A 21,354-nucleotide genomic window follows, 5' to 3' on the forward strand; every position below is an offset into this window, starting at 1 on the left:
ATGAAATTAGGATGGAACTAATTAGTAATGATGCGGGTCAGTTACTAGGTATGACAATTATCACACCTATTATAGAGCCTGAGTATGTGCCTGAACGTGCGCAGGTTTTTCATGCGAGCAAGAAGGGTAAACTCGCAAAAGGCCTACTTATCTCAACCCTTTTACACCTAATTGGGTTAGTAATAGTGATTTTCTTTACTACGTTTGAAAGCGGTGTAAAACCAGCACACAAGCCTGCCCCCATTAGTGCAACCTTGTATTACCCCCACGTTAGCGTAGAAAAAACCATTACAGAGGCACCTGAACCGGTAGAAGTTATCCCTCCCGTTGTTGAGCCTAACGTACCAGAAAGCCCCAAAGCAAAAGTGACTGACACTGCCGAGCAAATAAAAGCGGTAGAGACTAAGCCAGTAGAAGCTAAACCCGCAGAAGCAAAACCCACAGAAGCAAAACAAGACAAGACTGCACCAAATACAGAAAGCACAATTACAGAAAATAACTCAACTGAAACCCCCTTGCCTGAAGCACCCGCGCCTACGATTTCCAATACCCAAGCTACTATCAACGCCTCGACAAGAAACCAGAAAGCTGGCAGTTTAAACTTGTCTCCACGGACCAGTGCCTCGCAATTTTTTAATCGAAGAGAGCAAGAAGAAATTGCTGAGGAAGGCTTAAGAGCGGCTGAAGCACATAGGCGGAAAATAGAAAGCCCAGATATTGTTGATACTCGAAAAGGTGAAGAGGACACGTCATATGAAGAACGACCAGTGAAAAAAGTAAATTGCTCCGGCACGACCAACAAAGCGCTTACCGTTTTAAGTGGTTGGACTGGCGGTACGCTTGAATGTAGCAAGGGCAGCGACTACGACCGCTTTATTGAAGCCCGCGTCGCTAAAGAGCCAGTGAAAGACTAGCCGCTTAGACTCTAAGACCCTTTGAGTCCTTCTGATTAATTAGGCATTTGCCGCTTGGCGTAGACGACGCTTCATGATGAGCGCTGGCACAGCATTGCTAATTAGCGCGCCTACCATAATAAGTACAATTGCTATTGAAATGGCGGTGGACAGTGTACTTATTCCAAATAAAAATAGCGCAATACTGGAGATAACAGGTGTAGCAAAGCTTAGGCTCGCCAACAACTGGCGATTACCAAATTTAAGCCCAATATCCCACAAGTAAAACGCGCCACCTACAGGCCCAAGTCCTAGTAATATTGCACTTGCCCAAGCGTTAAATGAAAGGTCCCAATAGCTCGACTCTAGAGCTAGGTGGGAGCCCAGCGCTAGCACTGCTACTGCAATAGATATCCAGCCAATGTCTTCAACATCGCTTTTTGTGCCAGCCATAAACCACGAATAACCCGACCAAATTAAGGCGCAAATAAATGCCAACCCGTAACCCAGTGTAAATTCGCTATTAAACTGAATGCTTTCCCCCCCTGTAACTAAAATTCCGCAACCAATAAAACCTAGTGCACCTCCAATTACAGCAAACAACCGTTGGTGCGCGTTAGCCACTGCAATACCCAGCAGTAACGGCCATAGATAGGCAATAAGACTTGCTTCAATAGGCGGTGCATAACGAAGGGCTAGAAAATAGCAAAAGTGAAATCCGAAGAGACCGCTGGTAGCCACTATCCATTGGGTAAGTGTTAGTTTAGGTAATGTAAATAACGGCTCTCGCTTAATTAATCGCTTTAAAAAAAGCAATAGCGCAGAAACTGAAAAACAAATAAAAAGCAGCTGAAAAGGCGGCACTGACGATGCGTAAACACCCAACACAGCTAATACGCCCCACGAAATGATGGCCACAAGCCCTATAAACGTTGCCATTACTTGCCTATTTTTAAAATTCAAGAAGCCTAAGCATAACTGTAATTGTATATTCTATCTGTGCAGAAAAGGCGGTGTGGTTGATTTAAAAGCCTGATTTTCAGTTAAACTTTGCTGCGTTAATGAATACTGCGCTTTCACATATTTTGCGGGCCATTATTTTTCGGGCAAATACTACGGGAATAAATACTTAGCTTATGAAAGGAACTGATCATAGTTACCTTCCTGGCTATCGACGCTTAAAGTGCGTGGGTGGCATACCCACATGGTGTTTAAACCGACGGGTAAACGCAGACACATCGTCATACCCCACGTTTACCGCCACGGCAATAACAGGCATATCTGTATTGCTCAGTAAGGCCCGTGCTTTCTCCATACGCACATTAATGAGGTATTCCCTTAGCCCCATCCCAGTAGCGGCTATAAAGCGCTTTTTAAATTGTGTTGCGCCCACACAGGCAATTTTAGCAAGGGACGTGATAGTGTGTGGGTAGGCGACATCTTGGTGAATGCAAGAAAGCACTGGGATTATACGCTTATCAGTGGCGACACCGCGTTGCTGCTGGGCTAAAAGTGCCGAGAACAAACTTAACATGGCGTCATTCTCATCATCAGTGATGTGATGCGTTAATTGCACTTCCACATACGCTAAAAACGCCTGCATGGGTGTGCTTATTTGAAAAATGGGAGCGCCTTTAGCGGGGTCAGAGGCATTAGCGGATAAGGAGCCTTTAACGGATAAGGAGCCTTTAACGGATAAGGAGCCTTCAGCGGGTAAAGAGCCTTCTTCAAATAAATTGCCGCCAGCAATATTGTCCGGCACCGATTGCAAGTCCGCTACAATGAACTTCGCCTGCTCATCAGCAGTAAATCCATGAATGGCACCAGGTGCTATACAAATCCCCTCTCCCACTCCAACGCATCCACTGAAAGTATTAAGCGATATATCGATATGCCCGTTAAGTGGCAATACTAACTGGTAATAGTCATGAGCATGCATACACATAGTGCGAGTATAAGAACGAATAGATAATGACGGCTTCACGATACCTCACAGTCATACATAGTGCTTAAGCTTACGTGCCTCTTATAAAAGTCATTAGGCGCAAAAACTCAATACGTTAAAAATTAGCTGTTACTTTTTATACCTTAACATTGCCAACCTATGACAGTGCAACGTATGCTGCATTTTTGGTTTATGAAAGGAATGTGACGTGGCCGCTGCGAACTTATTAGCCCTTCTCGATGATATCGCAACATTGATGGATGACATTGCTGTTATGTCGAAAGTGGCAGCAAAGAAAACTGCTGGTGTTCTGGGGGATGATTTGGCGCTTAACGCTAACCAAGTACAGGGCGTGAAAGCTGACAGAGAATTACCCGTTGTGTGGGCCGTAGCAAAAGGCTCATTGCTAAATAAAGTTATATTGGTTCCTGCCGCCCTTCTTATTAGCGCTTTTGTGCCCTCGTTAATTACCGTACTTCTTGTACTAGGCGGACTCTATTTGTGCTTTGAAGGGGCTGAAAAGCTGCTTCATAAATATTTACCTCATGATGATGAGTCAGCAGAACGTGAAGCCAGAATAAACGCCCTTGCTGATGAAAAAGTGGATATGGTCGCGTTTGAAAAAGAGAAAATTAAAGGCGCTATTCGTACCGACTTCATTCTTTCAGCGGAAATTATTGTGATTGCACTAGGGAGTGTAACGGATGCCACTTTTACCACTCAAGTAGGCGTATTGGTGGCGCTTAGCATTGCTATCACATTAGGGGTATACGGGCTGGTTGCTGGTATTGTCAAAATGGATGATGTAGGGCTGTATTTACTGCGTAAATCACTCACGGGTACCATGAACACCCTCCAACGCTTCTTTGGCCGTGCACTGTTAATAGCCGCGCCCATTTTGATGAAAACCCTTGCAATAGTTGGCACCATTGCCATGTTTTTGGTGGGCGGCGGCATTCTTACTCACAACATTGGTTTTCTGCATCACGCCGCAGTGTGGTTCAGCGAACTCGCGCCATCAATAACGACCGTAATGGCGATTGCTGCCGATGGTCTTGCAGGTCTAGTCGCTGGCGCCGTTTTAGCCATCATCTTCACCCTAGCTTCTCGCTTACGCAAAAACTAAATGGTGTGTTTAAGGGGTAGAATCACTGCCCCTTACGTTTATTTAGCCAAATATGTATCTACTTACCTTATCCATATTCTCTGCTTTGCTGTGTCCCGCTTTAATTTTCATTTCCCACAATGATCAGCGTTAGTTATTTTGACCAAAACACATCCACAAACTAACTAAATATTAGTTAATTCGTTAATTTCGAAAACCTACCTTAAAAACAATAAAAATAAAAAATCATAATAATCATTAATTTAACTAATTATAAAAAGATGGCACATCCCTCGCTATAAACTAATTGTTAATTGATAACGACTTAATAAATAACTGCCAAGCAGTCCGATTTAGTGCAGTGACTTACTTTTACTCATAGGAGATGAACCATGTTTACCAACAAAAAATTACTTACTGCGCTGATTCTAAGTACTGCATTTACAGCCACCACTGCAATGGCGGATGAACCAACAAGTAACCTACTATCGCAAACCGATTATTTAGTGGCTAGTGCAATGGCTGATGTAAAACAAGATATGACGATAGGCATCACGTATGACGTATTAACGGCCAGTCATACTTTTGAGCCGAATGCGGCAGAAGCCAGCACTTTAATTGCAGATATTACGATTACGCCAATGAAAAGTGATGAGTTTCAAAACGATAACGACGCGTAAGGAGGCAGGTATGCTAACCGCTAGCGCATTATTTATGTTGGTCTTGGCACCCGTAGCAGCATTTGCACTTAGCGCTGTAGTGTTTTCAACAGCGCGATATATGTTAGACCAGTTTTAGTACTACTTTTAAAGTTTAGCCTACTCCCTGGGGCTTTTTCAGGAGGCAATAAAAAGCATATTGAGTTGGATGCTTTTTACTGCCTACCTGTTTTTTTATCCAAATATTCTTTCCCACCAGCTTTTCTTTTCGCCTTCTTTTTCTCCATCAGGCTTCACTGCTTTACCAGAACAATCTTGTTGCGCAGGCGGTAACACATCTAGAATAGCTGGTACACTCATGCTTCCGGCACATCCGGCAATCACTACCGCGCCGGTCTTCGCGTCAAAGTGCGCAATACCCAAACCATCTGGAAAGCGGCGAGATAAAGACTTAGGTGATTGAGACTTCATATAATTAATAAACACCGGTAAGGCACCACTGGCACCGGTTAAATTTACTGGCAAGTTATCATCATTGCCGACCCACACAGTCACCACGTTGTTACGGTCAAAGCCGCTGAACCAACTATCACGATAATCGTCAGTAGTACCGGTTTTACCCGCCATATTCACGTTACCAAAGTTGGCACCTATTTGTTTTGCCGTTCCATCTATCGTGACTTTGTAAAGTGCATAGTTCAGTAAGTAAGTAGCAGCTTCGTCGGTTCGCTGCGCATAAAATTCGGCCTTTTTCCATAACAGTGCATTGTCAGCGGTTACGACTGAGCTCACTGTATGAAGGGGAACATAGCGCCCGCCGTTCGATAATGTTTGGTACATTTGGTTGGTAACAAACGGCGTTAACTCTACCGCCCCTAACGTGAGAGAAGGCACCAAATTGACCTGAGAGGTAACGCCTAGTCGCGCAATAGTGTCAGCAATAACATCCAGCCCAACTTGCATGCCTAAATTAACGGTAGGCACATTCAAAGATTCAACCAATCCTTGAATAAGCGGCACTTGCCCTCTGAATTCTTTATCGTAATTTAATGGTGACCATTGCTGTCCATTACGGCTTTCTAGCGTAATAGGCTCATCTTCAAGTGGCGTGGCTAAATTAAACTGGGTTGGATCTTCAAGGGCTGATAAATACACCGCAGGTTTAATTAATGAACCGATTGGACGCTTCGCTCCTAACGCTCGGTTAAACCCTTTAAATGAGTAGTCTTTACCGCCAACAATGGCGCGCACTTCGCCTTTAGCACTGTCGGTCACAACCATCGCGCCTTGAAGGGGATTTTTCCTGTTCGTTTGTAAACTGGCAATCGTACCAGAGAGGGCTTTTTCTGCCCGGCGCTGAGCCACGATATCTAACGTGGTAAACACTTTTACGCCCGAGTCACGCAAGCTTGAATCGGCTAGAATATCTGCAAGCTCTCGTCTTACCTGCTCCATAAAAGCAGGATGTTTGCCGCTGGCCAAACTAGCGCCACTGGCCAAACCTAACGGCATATTAATCGCCCGCTCATATTGGCTGCGGTCGATTTCATTTTCGTCAAATAACATACGCAACACCAAGTCTCGGCGCTCTTTGACGCGCTCGGGGTGTTTACGTGGATTGTAATAAGAAGGGCCTTTGATAATAGCCACAAGCGTTGCTATTTCAGTTGTGCTCAGTTCATTCGCTGGGCGGTCGAAGTAGAAATAACTAGCCAGCCCGAAACCGTGCACCGCCATGTCTCCATTTTGCCCTAAGAAGACTTCATTTAAATAGGCTTGAATGATTTCCGATTTGGAATACCTTGCGTCTATGATCACCGCCATAATGGCTTCTTTCGCTTTACGCACAATCGAGCGCTCACGGGTTAGAAACATATTTTTGACTAATTGCTGGGTAAGCGTGCTACCACCTTGTACGGTTCTGCCCGCCGCAATATTTGCTAATAGCGCCCGTAATATAGATAAAGGAGCTACACCGTGGTGATTATAAAAATTGCGATCTTCCACCAGCGTTAACGCTTTTGGCAGCATATCGGGAATAGTATCCAGTGTGACCAACATTCTGTCTTCCTGACTACCGCTGACCATGCGCGTAACTAACCACGGCTCAAGTTTTACAGTGCCAAATGGGCGAGTTTGCGTTCTGTCTTGAATCAGACTAATCCGGCTGCCTTGCCAAGTTATCTCTAAATGACGAAGCCCTTCTGCGCCTTCAGGAAAATGAAACGCACGGCGCTGAATATTTAAAATGCCATTTCGATAACTGTACTCGCCGCTACCATCTGCCTCATTAACTTTGCGATATCCTAACAAGGTTAATTCATCAATCACTTCGGTGGGAGTAATTTCCTGCCCTTTACTGAGTTCTAAGGGGCGGGCAAATATCTGCGCAGGAACTTCCCACTTATTGCCTGAAAACTCATGTTTAATTTGCGCATCTAAGTAAAAAGCATAGGCGCCAAGTACCACAACGCCTATCAGAAATAAGCGCAAGAAAAGCTTCATTATTGAAAAAGATTTAGGTTTGGATGCCGCTTTTGATTGTTTTTTTGCCACTTTTTTTGCCACTGAGAATGCCATGATATGAAGCTGAAAAAATTGTGCAGCTTTCTGAACACAATTTCCAGCGAATGCTGAAGAATTTTGTAGCAGCATATAAACAACTGTGTGCTGCACACTCTGAAGTTAGCGAACACTACCACTGCTCCCCCTCGGCAACAACTACAAAAATAGCGCCACGCTAAAATCAATCGTTTCAATGTTACCAACCGTAGTAATGTTGAATGCTTACACTCAAGGAGAAATTATGACATCTGAAAATAAGGCGAGCTCTATTGCCAATATGGAAGGGTTACAATCGGCTATCGTAGCGGGAGAAAAGGCCAGAGTGAAAGAGCTGTTAGAGGGTCGTTCGTTAGATGAACTTCAAAAAGGGTATTTAATCGAGCTTGCTGAATTAAACAACGATGGCGACATTGTTGGTATTTTAAAACAAGCGCCTACAGCTTAACGCCCCAAGGTAGGTTTACATATTGTTACGTATCATCTGCCATAAACCTTAGCGCATCATTGAATTATACTCGCGTTTTACAGTCACATTGAGATAGCATGTGTGCTCGCAATACAGGAATTGAATTATGGGTTTAAAGGGTAAAGGGAAGCAGTGGGTTACTGCAGTATCAATGATGTCAGCACTGCTATCAGGGCTTTGCAGCACGACTGCAATGGCCGATGAGGCGTTTTCCATATGTACCTCTCAACTTGCCAACAAAGCACTTGAGCAAGGTGTCAGTCAAGAGACTGTCGATACCATTTTCCCCTCATTAGTATACCAAGCTCGTGTAATAGAGCTTGATAGAAGCCAACCAGAATTCGTTCAAACCTTTCCAGGCTACTTTAGTAAACGTGTAACCGATTGGCGCACGAACAAGGGCCAGGAAATGTACGAGAAGCATAAGGACTTGCTGCACAAATTAAGTGACAAGTACGGTGTGCCGCCGCACTACTTGCTGGCCTTCTGGGGGCTTGAAACTAACTTTGGTAATTACAAAGGCAAAATGCCTGTTCTTGATTCGTTAGCCACGCTTGCTTGCGATCCCCGAAGAAGCAAATACTTTACCCAAGAGCTTTTGGTAGCAGTGAAGTTATTTGAGCGTGAGTCACTCACCCGTGAGGAAATGGTAGGTTCTTGGGCTGGCGCTATGGGTCATACCCAATTTATGCCGTCGGCTTATACCCATTACGCGGTAGATGGCGACAATGACGGTCAAATCAACTTATGGAATAGTGAAGAAGATGCGCTAACCTCTGCGGCCAACTTTCTTGCGAGTTTAGGCTGGCAACGAGGCTTTCGTTGGGGCCGGGAAGTGCAGCTTCCTGAAGGTTTCGATTATCAACTTTCTGGTTATAAGAACCGCCGTACATTGAGCCAGTGGAGCGAACTAGGCGTGAAACAAGCCGATGCTAGCCCATTAGGCGACGACGATACCAAAGCATATGTGGTGGTTCCTGCAGGACATGCAGGCCCAGCATTTGTGGGTTACCAGAACTTTCGCGTGATCATGCGTTGGAATAATTCAGAGTTTTACGCCATTGCGGTAGGCGTATTAGCCGATAGAATTTCAGGAGCATCCGGGATTATTGCTCCCCTACCTGATTTACCCGCTTACAGCCGCAACGATATTATTGGCTTACAGAAAAAACTGAATGACCGCGGCTTCGATGTTGGTACACCCGATGGAATAATTGGCCCAGCCACTCGCGAAGGTATCCGCAACTATCAAATAGCAAACGATATGATTGCTGATGGCTTTCCGGGCCTTAATGTGATGCAGTCTTTGAACTTAGTTGATAAGAGTGCTTAGCCGCTTTTAAAAGGCTTTACTTGCCCCGTTAGCTCATCGCCCTCTTTGTTTTGGCGGTGGGTTTAGCGGTAGCTGGTTCGTCTGGCCAAAAGTGCTTGGCAATGTGAATAATCAAACTCGTTGACAGCTACCTTAAGCCCTTATTATCAATAGGTGCAAGCCCATTCAATATATTATCCGTTGACAAGTCAACATAATCCTATTGTTGACACTCTATTCCCTCCCAGTTGACAGTGACTAATTTAAAGTTGACAGATTAATAGCATGTACGTTGACATAATTATCATCCGTGCGTTGACAAAAATAGAGAGAAATACATTTCTGTTACCCAGTAACATTATTGTACCTACTTACTAATTACATTTTCTGTTACCCAGTAACGTAAATGCAATTTATAGTTTTTTGTTACCCAGTAACATAAATGCGCTAAACCTTACTTCAATCGCACTGTCCTTATTGGGGTAAACCAATGTTAGTTATGATTGACTATTCGAGTCTCAGCTAACAATATATTTAGTCAGTCTTACATTTTATTGAAAAAAGCCTTTATGAATAATGAAATAAAACAAAACTTCGAAGAAAAGATCAGGCTTGTCCTTATAGAGTTAAAATCGACACTTGAAGAAAATTTTGAGTTAATGCTTCGACGTCATGCGGCAGATGGTTTAGTTCGTTCAGGAAACACGATCAAAGCCACAATGGATATGATTTCAAGACATACATCCGAGCTTTATGATGAAATTCTTGCCTATTTAGACGTGCTCTCAATTCATTACTACTCTTTATTAGAAAGTGATGTCTCAAATCTTGCAAGCAAAGCACAAGCTCAATTAAAAGTTGAAACAATAGCTAAGTTTAAGAAAAGTACTGAACTCGCAGGAAATCCAAGCTTATATGAAAGAATGCTCCCAGATTTGGAAGCTGAAATGGCAAAAAATTTAGCGACTTTTCAGAATGCACTCAATGCTAAGGTATTGGAAATTAAGCATAGCACTTATAAATCGCCTTACGAAAAACTACTTTGGATTTTTGAAGCTATACTGCTTGCTATTTCAATATTTCTTGCTGGCATGTGGTTTAAAGATCCAGAAGGAAATTACGAACCAATACTTATTGGCTTAGGGTTAATTATGCCATTGGTTTATTTGTTAATTAGGCGAGTATCAAAAAGTAACTAACCAAGTGTGGATTTTTTCAGATTGATGAAAAATGTTTCGAAACAACTTATACAACGCATAAAAAGGGGCACACGGTAATGGAAGATATAAAAGAGATTTCAATTTTGAGCAAGGGAATAGCTGCACTTCTTTTCCTTGCCGCACTCGGTCACACTAGCGCCACTCTTTTGCCTATCCTTGCAGACCAGCAGCCTTCCAGTCCCGCAATGACTAAAGTTTTAGGATTTGTTCTATGGTATGGCTTATTCTTCATGGTCATTATGTCATGGAGGGGTAAAAAAAAGCTTATAGGCTTTATTACTGGGGCCGCAATAGGATTCGCAGTCTATTTTGTTCTAGGAATGTCGGTTGGTTATAATAATGCTGAAACACGAGCGATAGAGCAAGCAGTTCAAAACAGCAACGCGGGTCTGCCTATCATGATCGATGACTCAACACGCCTTGATAGAGTAGCGATAGATCAAAAAAATAAGAGATACACCTACTTCATATCTATTATAGATTTAACTGCAAGTGAAATAGACATATCAATCATGAATCAGCACTTTTTTGAAAATACCAAACCACAGTCTTGCCAAAACGAACAACTAAAAGTATTTTTTGGTGAGGGATACAGCATTAACTACAGCTATTTCGACAAAGCTAACTCATATATTGTTGAGTACACCGTACAACCAAAAGATTGCATGGGATAACTGAAACTCGACATATAGTGTTTCAGACTTGAAGTCTGTAATAAAAATAACTCCGTACTGCCACTTCTCCAAATATGAGTATGCCGGAGCTATCTATGATTCAGGACCGAACCGACTAGCTATAACTATATGATAGCACTAATTATAACTGCGAGAGCAAGTGCCCATATCGCGGTAATTATGCTCTTTAATGGTAATTGCAGATTCGTTATTACTTGAAGTAATTGCTGATGCGCGACTTGCTCAGGTATAGACTCATGCTCATCAATGATGGTATCAGCGAACTCTTCTTCACTATCATCAGGTTCGTTCGTTTCCTGAGGACCAACAGTTGATGAGAGGCTTACGCCAGAAACAAATGCAGTTGCACCGTCATTTATAACCAAATCTCGTGAATGATATGGCTCACGCAAGCTATCATCTACTTCATAAGTAAACGACGCTAACTCTGAGTAGACTTCAAGTTTGGCATCACTATCTAAATCATATCGCTCTGCAAGCGCGTGTACTTGCGCTTCTGGCATATACATTTCAAAGATGATGTCATCTTCACCCGGATCATAATTCATTCTAAAGCAACTGCCCCAAAAGACTCCTTGGTTTATAACTTGCTTTTCGTTGTCCTTTGGATCTCTGGCTGGCTCGCCAGACCTCAGGTTGACCTTTATAGACCCTTTCGGTCTGACTATTATGAATTCATCATTCTTATCGGTTTCATCTAAGCAATATATATTGTCAGCGAATTTTTCGTAATCGACTTGCCCAGAAATAATAATCTCGGTACTGACGTCGGCGGTGATTTGTTTTTCTGGTGTGTTTTTTAACTTGCCTGAAAAATCATAGTCTTTTTTGTGGGTTTTGAGGCTTGTTATGACTTTGACGTTTTGAAGAGGCAATGCTATCGAATTTAACCGCCTTTCCCATTTAAAGTTATGTTTTTCGTCTACTTGTAGATATTCCGTCTCCGAGACCTTCCTTAATAGTTTTCCACTTGAGAACAAATTAACCTCCCTTTTATATTATTATGTATTTTAGACGTAATACTAGCCAAACAAATCTGCTAAGCAAAGGTGATTCAGATTTACGTGCATAGTAAAGATCCCTCCCCCTAAATTTCTGTTACCCAGTAACATTAATTAATAATGCCTCTCATCATAACCCTCTTCAATCACGCCTGAGGATTCTAATTTCTTTATTAGACCAGAGAAGCTCGTGACATTTGCATATTCTCATGCATCGCGATCACCTAATACCATCTAAGCCGATCACCTAATACTATCCATCGCGATCACTCAATACCATCGATGCAGATCACTTTTTGGTCAAAATGGTATTGAGTGATCGGCTTGAATGGTATCGTTCAATTTATACTCATTTTTGTCTATCCAGTAGGTGTTTTTAACCGTTATCCTTTTCATTTTTGATGATGAGAATAACCATGCCAACGGCACCTATTTCAATGCGTAAACTTAAAGAGATTTTAAGACTAAAATACGACTGTAAACTCAGTCATCGAAAGATAGCAAACAGCTTATCTATTTCACCTTCAATTGTTTCTAAATATGCCTGTAAATCAGCAGAGTTAGGTATCACTTGCTGGCCACTTGATGAAAAATGGGATGATCATTCTCTGCAACGAGCATTCTTCAAAACAAAGCCCCGACTAAAAGGCTTTAGTATTCCTGACTGGTTGTTAGTTCAGCAGGAGCTGCGACCCAAAACCATGACGCTATTGCTGCTTTGGCAAGAATACAAAGAGCGACACGAGGAAGGATTTTACAGTTACACCCACTTCTGCCGACAGTACAAGGCATGGCTTAAATGTCAAAAACCGTCCATGCGACAAAACCATAAAGCAGGTGAAAAACTGTTTGTTGATTACTGCGGCCCAACTATGAATATTGTTGATGCTAGTACAGGTGAATACCGTACAGCTCAAGTGTTTGTCGCAGTTATGGGCGCATCTAATTATACGTATGCGGAGGCAACGTATAGCCAAAAAGCTAGAAGATTGGGTGATGAGTCATGCTCGTTGTTTTGAGTTTCTTGGTGGTGTGCCAGAGCTGGTAATCCCTGACAACTTAAAAAGTGCGGTAACTAAACCTTGTCGATATGAGCCTGATTTAAATCCAACCTACCAACAATTGGCGACACACTACAATACGGTCATTGTGCCTGCTAGACCTTATAAGCCCAAGGATAAAGCCAAAGCAGAAGTGGGTGTGCAAATTGTCGAACGCTGGATAATGGCACGGCTTCGCAATGAAAGCTTCTTTAGCTTGCGCCAATTAAACCTAAAGATACAAAAACTGCTTGTCGACTTAAACCAGCGGAAAATGAAGAAGCACCCTGGTTCAAGGCTCAGTCAGTTTGAATCCATTGATAAACCTGCTCTCAAACCACTACCCACACAGGCTTACAGTTACACCTTAGTCAAACAAGTAAGCGTGCATATTGATTATCATGTCGAAGTTGAAAAACACTACTACTCAGTACCTCATACCTTGATCAAACAAAAGCTTGAAGCCCATGCCACAGGTCAACTGGTGACACTTTACCATCAGGGTGTTCAAGTAGCCGTTCATCCAAGATCACACCGAGAAGGTGCACACACTACGCTTGATCTACATATGCCAATAGCTCATCAAAAGCAGCAGCAATGGACACCACAACGGTTCGAGCGTTGGGCAGCTAAGTTCGGTGGTTCAACGGAGCAGTTTGTTATGCAATTGATGCAAGCTAAAAAGCATCCAGAACAAAGCTACCGTGCTTGTATGGGGTTATTAAGCCTAGGTAAGAAGTTTACTGACCAACGTCTTGAAGCAGCCTGTCATCGCGCATTAGCCACAGGTGTTACTCGCGTAAAACAAGTAAAAAACATTTTAGAAAAGGGCTTGGATAAGCAACCCTTGCCACAAGCTCAAGGTGATTTACTACAAGATATTGATCATAAAAATATCCGCGGCAACAACTATTACCATTAATCAAAACTAACAAACCAAAGGAAATCTTATGCAAAATATCAATCAACAAGTCAATAACCAGTTAAGTAACTTAAAGCTAAGCGGTATACGTGATGCACTATTGCAGCAATATGAGCAACCCAATCTATACGTAGAACAAAGTTTCGAAGAGCGGCTAAGTTTATTGCTTGAGCATGAAATAACACAGCGTGACCAGCGTAAAATTGATCGCTTAACTCGTCAAGCAAAGTTCAGAGTTGGCGGCACACTGGCTCAACTAAACTATGGCGCAGCACGACAACTCGATAAAACTCAGATCCGTTCATTAGCACAAGGTGAATGGCTTCGCCTTCATCAAAACATCTTGATCACGGGCGCAACGGGGTGTGGCAAAACTTACCTCGCTTGCGCGCTTGGTCAAAACCACTGCCAACAAGGGAGTAGCGTTTATTATTTTAGGCTTAAAGAGCTATTAGAAAAGATGTTCTTAGCGCAAGCCGATGGTAGTTATCGAAAACTGATCAACAAGCTTAGCTCTGCCAATTTACTGATCCTAGATGATTGGGGGATTAGAGCCATTAACAGCTCAACAACGCAGTGATTTACTGGAATTAATTGATGCGAGATATGACACAAAATCGACCTTAATTGCCAGCCAATTACCGATAGAAAATTGGTATGAAATGATCGGAGAATCGACACATGCTGATGCGATCCTAGATCGGCTTGTTCACGGAGCAATAAAGTTGGAATTAAAAGGCGAATCGATGCGAAAAAACTAAATTCCTTGACTGATGGCGATCACTCAAGTTAGATTTTACTAAGGTCTACTGGCAGACAAAAAAGTGATCGGCTTGAATAGTATTGACCGATCGGCTTCATGGTATTACGCAACATTCGCATCAGCCATTAATCGAGTCAAGTCATCATGGTTTTGCTTCATCTCGATTAAGAGCGCATCCCATGTTTTATTTTGCTTGCGACGAGTTAGTTGTTCAAAAAGCTTAAGTTCAATAGAGATTTGTTTTTTACGCTTTTGGCGCTTGTGTATGCTTTGACGTTTACTTGCCTGATAGCGTTTCCAGAAGTCTGGGCCAAGCGCATCAATCGCTTCTTGAAGTTTATCTATATCTTCTTGCTGGGCTTTGACTTCACTCTCTTGCGCTTCTTTAATCGCTTTTATTAACTCTTGCCCTTTCTCTTCAGAGACGCCATCACCAGCTAATTGTTCGAACAATTCGTCAACTTTTTCTTTAACCCACTTAGAAGATCGAGTTACTGAATATCCTTTGCTGTTAAGGTAATTCACCACTTCCTTAAGGTGCTCTCTGGCATCAAAATCGTACTGAAATTCGTCTTTGTATTTGTATGTTTCAAAGCACAAATCGAATACAACTTCATGGATATTGTCTTCTGAAATACGCTTGGGCTTGCGACCAAATCTTTGATAGCTTTCGATGCTGATCTGTTCTTGTTCGCTCATAAAGTACTCCTGACTTTTAAAATGTGCTAACGCGCTTCGCTTGTTGAATCCCTGCTGAATGTAAAAGCAAGTTTTACAATCACCAGCGATTGACTGTTATCAGTGCCTTGAACCCATTTGAACCGGGATGACTTTTCCACTTTTCAAGTCTCGATTTTCTTTCTCAAGCTCTCTGCCTCGCTCTACCAGCTTTAGGTTATCAGCCATCATGATGTGAAGCTTGTACGTAAGTTCTTTAATCAGTTCGGCGTCTTTTTCTTTTTGCTGCTGTAACTTCTCGTTTTGCCTTTGAAGAACGCTTTTACCCTTTTTAGCAGGTTGACTAGCGACAGTCGCTTTATGATCTTTAAGCCTGTCTACAATTGCTTTGAATTTGTCTCTGTCTTGCTTGATGTAGCCTTTGCTAACAGTGCCAGCTTCACGCTCTATCAGGCCAAATGTGATCTCGTCATAACTGTTAGCGTCAACATTAACTGTTTCTCCGACAATTAAGCGCTCCAGAGCTTCTTCACATGCTTTAAGTTTATCATCTGCCATAACCTATACCTCTGCCGCCTCTGAAGGCTCTCTGTTTATCCTGTGCTTTTTAAACTTAACTAGTTCGTCTAGATTCGCCTTAGTTAATTGATGCTCACCAGAATCTTCTTCATATAGCTCAAGCTCTTCTGTGGTTAGCTCTATTTCTCGATCAACGTTAGATTCTTTAATAATTGCCCCTTCACACGTTAGGCAGCTAGTAAAGTCACCAAGCATAAAGCTGTCACAATCACCGACCTTGGTACAACCGCCTAAGAGGGTTTCTCGGTAGGCAAATTCACCTTTTTCCACTTTCTTGACGGTCTCTTCCCTTACCTCTGTAATCAGTACTTCGCCATTACGGAGTGCTTCGTTTTGTCGCTCAATGTATGAACCCGTTTTGCCATAGAGCGGTTCATCACTACCAAGGATGTCTGAAAGCACTCGGTCAGCCATGTTGTATGGGATACCTGTACGAAACTCTTTGATGATATGCTCTGGCGGCAACTCATATTTGCCCGTCTTCTCATTGAAGTAACCGAAGATAGACTCAGCCTTTTCAAAGTTGTTACTGTAATAGCGCGTCATGGCTCGTGTAACATGCTTTAATTGGGCTTTAAGCGATGCCTCAGAGACAAAGCCTGCATTGCTGGCATAGTACGCTAGAGAGCGCCTAAATTGATGGCTGTGAAGAGGCCACACTTCACCTATTTGATACTTCTCTTCCAATAAGAAATCTCTTTCATCATCACTGTTATTTAGCTCTTTAAAGTCAAGCTCTGTGATGACAAGGTCTTTCAACCATGACGGTTTGTGCCGCTCTCTGAATGTAGCAGGATAGATTTCTGAGATTTGTTTGTTTACCTTTATAAATTCGGTGGTTGTAAATAGCCAGTCATCTTTCAGATTTAAGTTATGGAGAGCGCTTAATCCTTTATGAATCCTCTCCAATACCGCTACTGCCATCTTCACTTCATCTGGCGCAGACCAAGATACCTTAACCCTTTGTCCTGTAAACTTAGTTGTAGATGAGATAACCTCAACCACTTTTTTCTTATCAATGACTTTACCATCTTTAGCCTTCACTTCTTCTGAACAAACAGATTTTGAAATCGATTTAGGCTTCATACGCTGCACTTCTTGGTTACGCATGCCTGTAAAATAATGAAGTGTTAATTTGCAAATGTACTGTATTTTAGCAAGTACTTTTTGAAGTTCATTGCGATTAGAAACACCAAATTCACCCTTAAAAAGTTTATTTAGTCCATGCCCTTTTAACGCTTGACTCATATCGGGACGCCATTGTGCTGTGCCACCCACAGCTAATGCTTTTTGTCTCTCGTGAGACAGGCCGTAATAAGGATCTTTAAATTTGGCTAAGAAAGCAGCTATGCGTCGAGAATACTTATGTATGTGCTTGATATCACTTTCTAAATGATCTCCAATTAGCAAGTATATACGTTGTGGAATTATTACAGTTTGGTCATTGTCGAGTCGGTCAATGTCCACATCTGCTATTGCTGTGACATCAAATCTAAGTATTGACTCACCAAGAAACAACAACCCATTGACTAGTGCTTTTGCTTTGCTATTGAAGGCAGGTTTTTGGTGTTCTGTGACAAATAAAGCGAATAGTCTTTCATCTGAGAACAATTCCTTTAAGGTTACTTCGCCTAAAGTAGGGATCTCACTCAACCTAATACAGTATTTGGCTGCTTTTGATAAGACGATAAAATAATTGTATAACGTACTCACGGCCAGCATTCCTGTGTGGCCTGCGGGTCTTGAATACATCAGATGAAACAAAATGATCTTCATCTCATTGATAATTGCACTTGTATGTGGGCAGATACTCCCTTCTGTAATTGTTTCGAAGTTAAAAACGCTTATTCGATTAGCGCTTAATCGATAAGGGTTAAAGTCCCAAACGTTATCGCCAAACATTGCCGTAACCTTGTTGTTCGTATCTCTGCACAGCACAAAGTCATGCGGTATTTCGAGTTCAACTGATTTATCAAATGATAGCGAATCAGGAGCAAGGGCATCTGTTAGTTCGTCTGCGTTAAAGCATGTATTTTCCAGCGTTTTTAGTCTTTCATTTAGATTAGGCACTAGCGATCACCCCCATTCGTTCATACTGGTCTAATCTTCGCTCCCAAAAAGGGGTTAATATTCCGGTAACCATCACTTTTTTCTCCACCCACTCTATCATGGCTTGATGGTCAGCAGATTTTTCGCCCACGGATTTTAATATCTCATTGATGCGGATTGAGAGGGTCTGGAACTTTTCTTCGGCATGGTTAAAATCCGGTGATTCATTTCTAACTATGTCTATAACTCGAAGTACACTGTAGAGCTTATGTACATCTTCTTCGTCAGCGTGACAACTGTATTTGGCGCAGAATAAGCAGCCATACTGGGTTTTGCAGTCTGGTTCGATTGGAGGGTTATCTATCTCTGACTCAGGCACACCTTCTTCAACACAGTGGCCCGTTGTAATTTTTTTACTGTGCTTGCCTGTTAAATCTACATGCTTTCTTGCTTTTTTAACTGCTTCCCAATGAGCTTGAAACTCCTTTGCCTGTCTTTCTGGCGTGGTTTCAGTGTAATCCGACGTGTTTGTTTCTTCAGTGTGATTTAATAAAGAAGCCCTTGTTTTCAAGTTTACTTCTAACTGGTTGAGTATTAAGTTTTTATACTTTCTTGCAGGGCAAGAAGTTATATCCTTCAAATCATTAGACAAGTAGATACCTCGAACCCTATCAAAATATCTATTGAAGCCTCGCCCACTTCTGAGCTGCCTTGGCTCTATCGTGTTGCCAGACCCGGTAGTAAAAAACAAGTACTTACACTCTGTTCCGTTTAAGATCCATTTTCTGACTTCAAGATACTCTTTAAATAATTTGTATCCATAGATATTACCCAAGTTATATGAAACCTCTCTGCCTTTAGCCCGAAGTTTAATCGCCCTGAAATCATTGCTGAACTTGTCTTTTTCATACTCAAAATTTTCTGAATATTCTAGTTGCTTTACTTCGGATGGTTGAGCACCTGTTAGTAAGATAAAAATTTTCATATAGGCTTGCATGCTCAAGGTTGCAAAATCTATACGCCTTTCATGCCGTTTGTCTTTGTTTACTTCTTCGAAGTTAGATACCCTGTCGCTGTAATCCGATTTCAAACCATGATTTACAGTATCTTTCCACTCGTCGAACGTGGCCAGCCTCCCTTGTTCAAAGTTGTAAATGCCACGATGGAATGTCGTGAAAGGTGTTTTGACGTTACCTCCTTGAGACTGAAATACAAACGCTTCATAATCAGGCATTTTCAGCTTTATCGGGAAGTCTTTCTCTTCAATAACAAATGATTTTAGCTGTCTTGCCAAAGCTATTGCTGTTTGTATGAAGGTCATGAAATGCTGCTCTTTAGGCGGCTTTGTGCGATTGCGCTGACGTGGTATCGGATTGATACGTTCAACTATGAAAGCTGCTTCATCTTTTCCGAAACAGAGCCTAATGAGTGTTCTAAAAGTACCTTGCCAAAGAGATGCTTGGCCATTTGACATATCTTCCATTTTAAGTTGATGCCTCCACTCATTACTTAAATTTTTATAGGCATGGCGGCATTTCTGAGGACTTTCCATAAAATCAGCAAAGCCAAGCTGGTCACAGGCATCAATAACACTTTTGAAGTTGTCAAAATAAGTCTCTCTAGTGGTATCTTGATATTTTGTACTTGAAAGGTAATCAAAAAGAGCTTCTAGCATATCGAGTCTCTCTCTTCTAAAAGAACTAAGAACAACAGGAGTAGGATCTGCTGCCTCCTTCCACATATTGTAAGTAAATCTTCTTTTCGAAAAAGCTAGACTTCCGATATCAATTGGAGATGCGCGAACAGCTTCATCCAGTTTCAGCCTGACGTTCTCAGGATGATCAATATCTCCTCTTAGCTGAGCAGGAGTTAATACAACGGTCTCTCTTATGACCATATTTGCTTCATTTAACGACACTGTTACTTCTCCTCTCCAGTGCTATTGAACTCTTCATCAAAGTCCCTAAAAACAAAGTCTTCAAAGGCATTTTGAGCTTCCTGACGCTCGTCAAAGTTCTCGAACAAATTAAGGTATGACTGTGTGACTTTAATATCTCTGTGACAGAGCCTAACCATCACATCTCGCAGTATCATGTCAAAACGTCTGGGACGCTCTTGAATCCCTTTTTCAACCTTGTATTCCTCAATCTTTATTAACGTCTCGTAATAGCGCAGTGCATAGGTTGCTCTTAACCAGTGGAATACAAAGTCTTTCGGGAAGTCCTCTGAAGCAAAACGCTCAATCTTCTTGCATAGCACATCTGTGCGTTTACCCTTGGGACGTGAGTCCTTTCGCATTACTTTGTAACGTGGGTCATTCTTTGCCATGTAGTGGCAATTACCCTGTTCAGAAATGAAGATATACATATCTTCGTCAGCAATAGGCTCTAAATCAGGATGTTCTTCCGCATAATTTTCCTGAAATTTTGCTCTGCGCTTTTTAGCAACACTGCTATTTGCATATACCTCTAGCTCTTCCGCCAGACCTTTTGGTATGTAGAACGTATATTTCCTATCGAATTTTGTATCTATTCCTGTGCCGGGGCCTGCGGTAATACGATATGTTCTATCTTTCTCAATCAGCGCCTCTGTTTTAAATAGCTCAAGATGCTTCATTCGTAGTGTTAGGACTGTTTGTTTTCTGACACCTGTATATAATGCTAGCTGGGCTATTAAACGCTCCTCTACGCTGAATTCATCTCGTTTTAATATGCCAACGATTTCTTCACGCTCACCTTTTGCTAACGGCCTTAGATCTTCACCCTCGTCTCGTACTTTGCCAGAAGAGACAGGCGCTGATTCTTTAGATACAGAGACAGTTTGATTTCGCTTCTTTCTCTCAACTGAAGCTGAGCCAGTTGCGGTGTCAAAGAAATGAGTGTAATCCTGAGCCATATCAACTCTATCAATATCATTTTCATAACCCGGCTGTTTGAATAGCCAATCGAAAAAGTAATAGACTTTGCCCGTTCTCAAATTGATTGAGCCAGCAGCTACACGGCCACTGTCAACCATGTTATTAAAATATCTATAAGATGGTCTGTTTTTAGCTCTACGCTGTGAGAAGTCTAAATAGTCGATACCTTGATTTTCACAGAAAATAAGATAATCAAGCAGGTAAGTAGCAGTAGATTGAATTGCGTCGGTTTCTGAGCCGAGCTTTTTAAAATCAGATGCTAGATGCCAAAGGTACATATTGGCTTCTTTCCAAGGCCGCCCATCTTTATGCAGCAAAAATGGAAAGTTATAAACGGAATCGTCTGGAGCAATCCTTGAATCCATCGGCGTGTAAAAATAGGAGTATTCTTTTTCTACACCCCCCTCTTCAGCGGCATGCTTAACAACTTGCGGCAATGCATGCGAGGGCACTCTATCAAAATAGATATCAGCACTTACATCCTTGGTTCTTCGGATAAAGGTGATTCTCTGCGCTTTGGATAACTCCATTATTTACTGCTCCTG

At 42.1% G+C, this 21,354-nt stretch carries 16 protein-coding genes and 2 pseudogenes; 9 read left to right on the top strand and 9 right to left on the bottom strand.

Annotated elements, in window-relative coordinates:
• Positions 1–11: 11 nt before the first annotated feature.
• Complete coding sequence (locus tag AMBT_RS16085) at positions 12–914, top strand: hypothetical protein (RefSeq protein ID WP_013785696.1); 903 nt, start codon at positions 12–14, stop codon at positions 912–914.
• A 39-nt stretch (positions 915–953) separates the two neighbouring features.
• Here the strand turns inward: AMBT_RS16085 and AMBT_RS16090 are convergent, their stop codons facing one another.
• Positions 954–1,832: a DMT family transporter gene (locus AMBT_RS16090; protein ID WP_013785697.1), complete on the bottom strand. Its 879-nt coding sequence runs from the start codon at positions 1,830–1,832 to the stop codon at positions 954–956.
• Between the two features lie 229 nt (positions 1,833–2,061).
• Positions 2,062–2,877 carry an AraC family transcriptional regulator gene (locus AMBT_RS16095; RefSeq protein WP_013785698.1) on the bottom strand — a complete coding sequence of 272 codons (816 nt, stop codon included), beginning with the start codon at positions 2,875–2,877 and terminating at the stop codon, positions 2,062–2,064.
• Positions 2,878–3,046: 169 nt separating this feature from the next.
• On the opposite strand from AMBT_RS16095, the gene AMBT_RS16100 reads away from it, so the two are divergent.
• Both AMBT_RS16100 and AMBT_RS16105 read left to right on the top strand, forming a co-directional pair.
• A complete protein-coding gene (locus AMBT_RS16100) occupies positions 3,047–3,964 on the top strand; it encodes a DUF808 domain-containing protein (RefSeq protein WP_013785699.1) in 918 nt (305 codons plus the stop codon).
• Between the two features lie 371 nt (positions 3,965–4,335).
• Positions 4,336–4,623 (top strand): hypothetical protein, encoded by a 288-nt coding sequence (locus tag AMBT_RS16105; RefSeq protein ID WP_013785700.1) that lies wholly within the window; start codon positions 4,336–4,338, stop codon positions 4,621–4,623.
• 213 nt (positions 4,624–4,836) lie between these two features.
• On the opposite strand, the gene mrcB is transcribed toward AMBT_RS16105, so the two are convergent.
• Positions 4,837–7,182, bottom strand: coding sequence for a penicillin-binding protein 1B (gene mrcB / locus AMBT_RS16110; RefSeq protein ID WP_083820202.1), 2,346 nt, complete (start codon positions 7,180–7,182; stop codon positions 4,837–4,839).
• 226 nt (positions 7,183–7,408) lie between these two features.
• On the opposite strand from mrcB, the gene AMBT_RS16115 reads away from it, so the two are divergent.
• The 4 genes from AMBT_RS16115 (at position 7,409) to AMBT_RS16130 (ending at position 10,839) form a co-directional block, all read left to right on the top strand.
• Complete coding sequence (locus tag AMBT_RS16115; RefSeq protein ID WP_013785703.1) at positions 7,409–7,612, top strand: hypothetical protein; 204 nt, start codon at positions 7,409–7,411, stop codon at positions 7,610–7,612.
• Positions 7,613–7,739: 127 nt separating this feature from the next.
• On the top strand, positions 7,740–8,966 hold the full coding sequence (locus tag AMBT_RS16120) for a lytic murein transglycosylase (RefSeq protein WP_013785704.1): 1,227 nt from the start codon (positions 7,740–7,742) through the stop codon (positions 8,964–8,966).
• A 548-nt stretch (positions 8,967–9,514) separates the two neighbouring features.
• Positions 9,515–10,144, top strand: a complete 630-nt coding sequence (locus tag AMBT_RS16125; protein WP_013785705.1) for a hypothetical protein — start codon at positions 9,515–9,517, stop codon at positions 10,142–10,144.
• A gap of 77 nt (positions 10,145–10,221) precedes the next feature.
• The gene (locus AMBT_RS16130; protein WP_013785706.1) at positions 10,222–10,839 is read left to right on the top strand and encodes a DUF8479 domain-containing protein; all 618 of its coding nucleotides are present in this window, start codon (positions 10,222–10,224) and stop codon (positions 10,837–10,839) included.
• 125 nt (positions 10,840–10,964) lie between these two features.
• Here the strand turns inward: AMBT_RS16130 and AMBT_RS16135 are convergent, their stop codons facing one another.
• Positions 10,965–11,840: a hypothetical protein gene (locus AMBT_RS16135; RefSeq protein WP_148259117.1), complete on the bottom strand. Its 876-nt coding sequence runs from the start codon at positions 11,838–11,840 to the stop codon at positions 10,965–10,967.
• Between the two features lie 437 nt (positions 11,841–12,277).
• Here AMBT_RS16135 and istA point away from each other — a divergent pair.
• Together istA and istB are read left to right on the top strand one after the other, a co-directional pair.
• Positions 12,278–13,823, top strand: a pseudogene (istA, locus tag AMBT_RS16140) (IS21 family transposase).
• 28 nt (positions 13,824–13,851) lie between these two features.
• A pseudogene (istB, locus tag AMBT_RS16145) lies at positions 13,852–14,616 on the top strand (IS21-like element ISShfr5 family helper ATPase IstB).
• Between the two features lie 72 nt (positions 14,617–14,688).
• Here the strand turns inward: istB and AMBT_RS16150 are convergent.
• From AMBT_RS16150 to AMBT_RS16170, 5 genes are all read right to left on the bottom strand, one after another.
• Positions 14,689–15,285 (bottom strand): hypothetical protein, encoded by a 597-nt coding sequence (locus AMBT_RS16150; protein WP_013785709.1) that lies wholly within the window; start codon positions 15,283–15,285, stop codon positions 14,689–14,691.
• Positions 15,286–15,384: 99 nt separating this feature from the next.
• Complete coding sequence (locus AMBT_RS16155; protein ID WP_013785710.1) at positions 15,385–15,822, bottom strand: hypothetical protein; 438 nt, start codon at positions 15,820–15,822, stop codon at positions 15,385–15,387.
• Positions 15,823–15,825: 3 nt separating this feature from the next.
• Positions 15,826–17,913: a site-specific integrase gene (locus tag AMBT_RS16160; RefSeq protein WP_013785711.1), complete on the bottom strand. Its 2,088-nt coding sequence runs from the start codon at positions 17,911–17,913 to the stop codon at positions 15,826–15,828.
• The gene (locus AMBT_RS16165) at positions 17,906–19,810 is read right to left on the bottom strand and encodes a hypothetical protein (protein ID WP_013785712.1); all 1,905 of its coding nucleotides are present in this window, start codon (positions 19,808–19,810) and stop codon (positions 17,906–17,908) included. The genes AMBT_RS16160 and AMBT_RS16165 overlap by 8 nt, the downstream gene beginning before the upstream one ends.
• A gap of 2 nt (positions 19,811–19,812) precedes the next feature.
• Positions 19,813–21,339, bottom strand: coding sequence for a site-specific integrase (locus tag AMBT_RS16170; RefSeq protein WP_013785713.1), 1,527 nt, complete (start codon positions 21,337–21,339; stop codon positions 19,813–19,815).
• Positions 21,340–21,354: the final 15 nt, after the last annotated feature.

Origin of the sequence: Alteromonas naphthalenivorans, assembly GCF_000213655.1 — a bacterium.
Lineage (GTDB): Bacteria > Pseudomonadota > Gammaproteobacteria > Enterobacterales > Alteromonadaceae > Alteromonas > Alteromonas naphthalenivorans.

Bases quoted from the DNA above. Each gene is read 5' to 3' on its own strand.
- AMBT_RS16085 (WP_013785696.1), top strand. From the start codon at position 12: ATGGAACTAATTAGTAATGATGCGGGTCAGTTACTAGGTATGACAATT.
- AMBT_RS16090 (WP_013785697.1), bottom strand. From the start codon at position 1,832: ATGGCAACGTTTATAGGGCTTGTGGCCATCATTTCGTGGGGCGTATTA.
- AMBT_RS16105 (WP_013785700.1), top strand. From the start codon at position 4,336: ATGTTTACCAACAAAAAATTACTTACTGCGCTGATTCTAAGTACTGCA.
- mrcB (WP_083820202.1), bottom strand. From the start codon at position 7,182: ATGGCATTCTCAGTGGCAAAAAAAGTGGCAAAAAAACAATCAAAAGCG.
- AMBT_RS16115 (WP_013785703.1), top strand. From the start codon at position 7,409: ATGACATCTGAAAATAAGGCGAGCTCTATTGCCAATATGGAAGGGTTA.
- AMBT_RS16120 (WP_013785704.1), top strand. From the start codon at position 7,740: ATGGGTTTAAAGGGTAAAGGGAAGCAGTGGGTTACTGCAGTATCAATG.
- AMBT_RS16125 (WP_013785705.1), top strand. From the start codon at position 9,515: ATGAATAATGAAATAAAACAAAACTTCGAAGAAAAGATCAGGCTTGTC.
- AMBT_RS16130 (WP_013785706.1), top strand. From the start codon at position 10,222: ATGGAAGATATAAAAGAGATTTCAATTTTGAGCAAGGGAATAGCTGCA.
- AMBT_RS16150 (WP_013785709.1), bottom strand. From the start codon at position 15,285: ATGAGCGAACAAGAACAGATCAGCATCGAAAGCTATCAAAGATTTGGT.
- AMBT_RS16155 (WP_013785710.1), bottom strand. From the start codon at position 15,822: ATGGCAGATGATAAACTTAAAGCATGTGAAGAAGCTCTGGAGCGCTTA.
- AMBT_RS16170 (WP_013785713.1), bottom strand. From the start codon at position 21,339: ATGGAGTTATCCAAAGCGCAGAGAATCACCTTTATCCGAAGAACCAAG.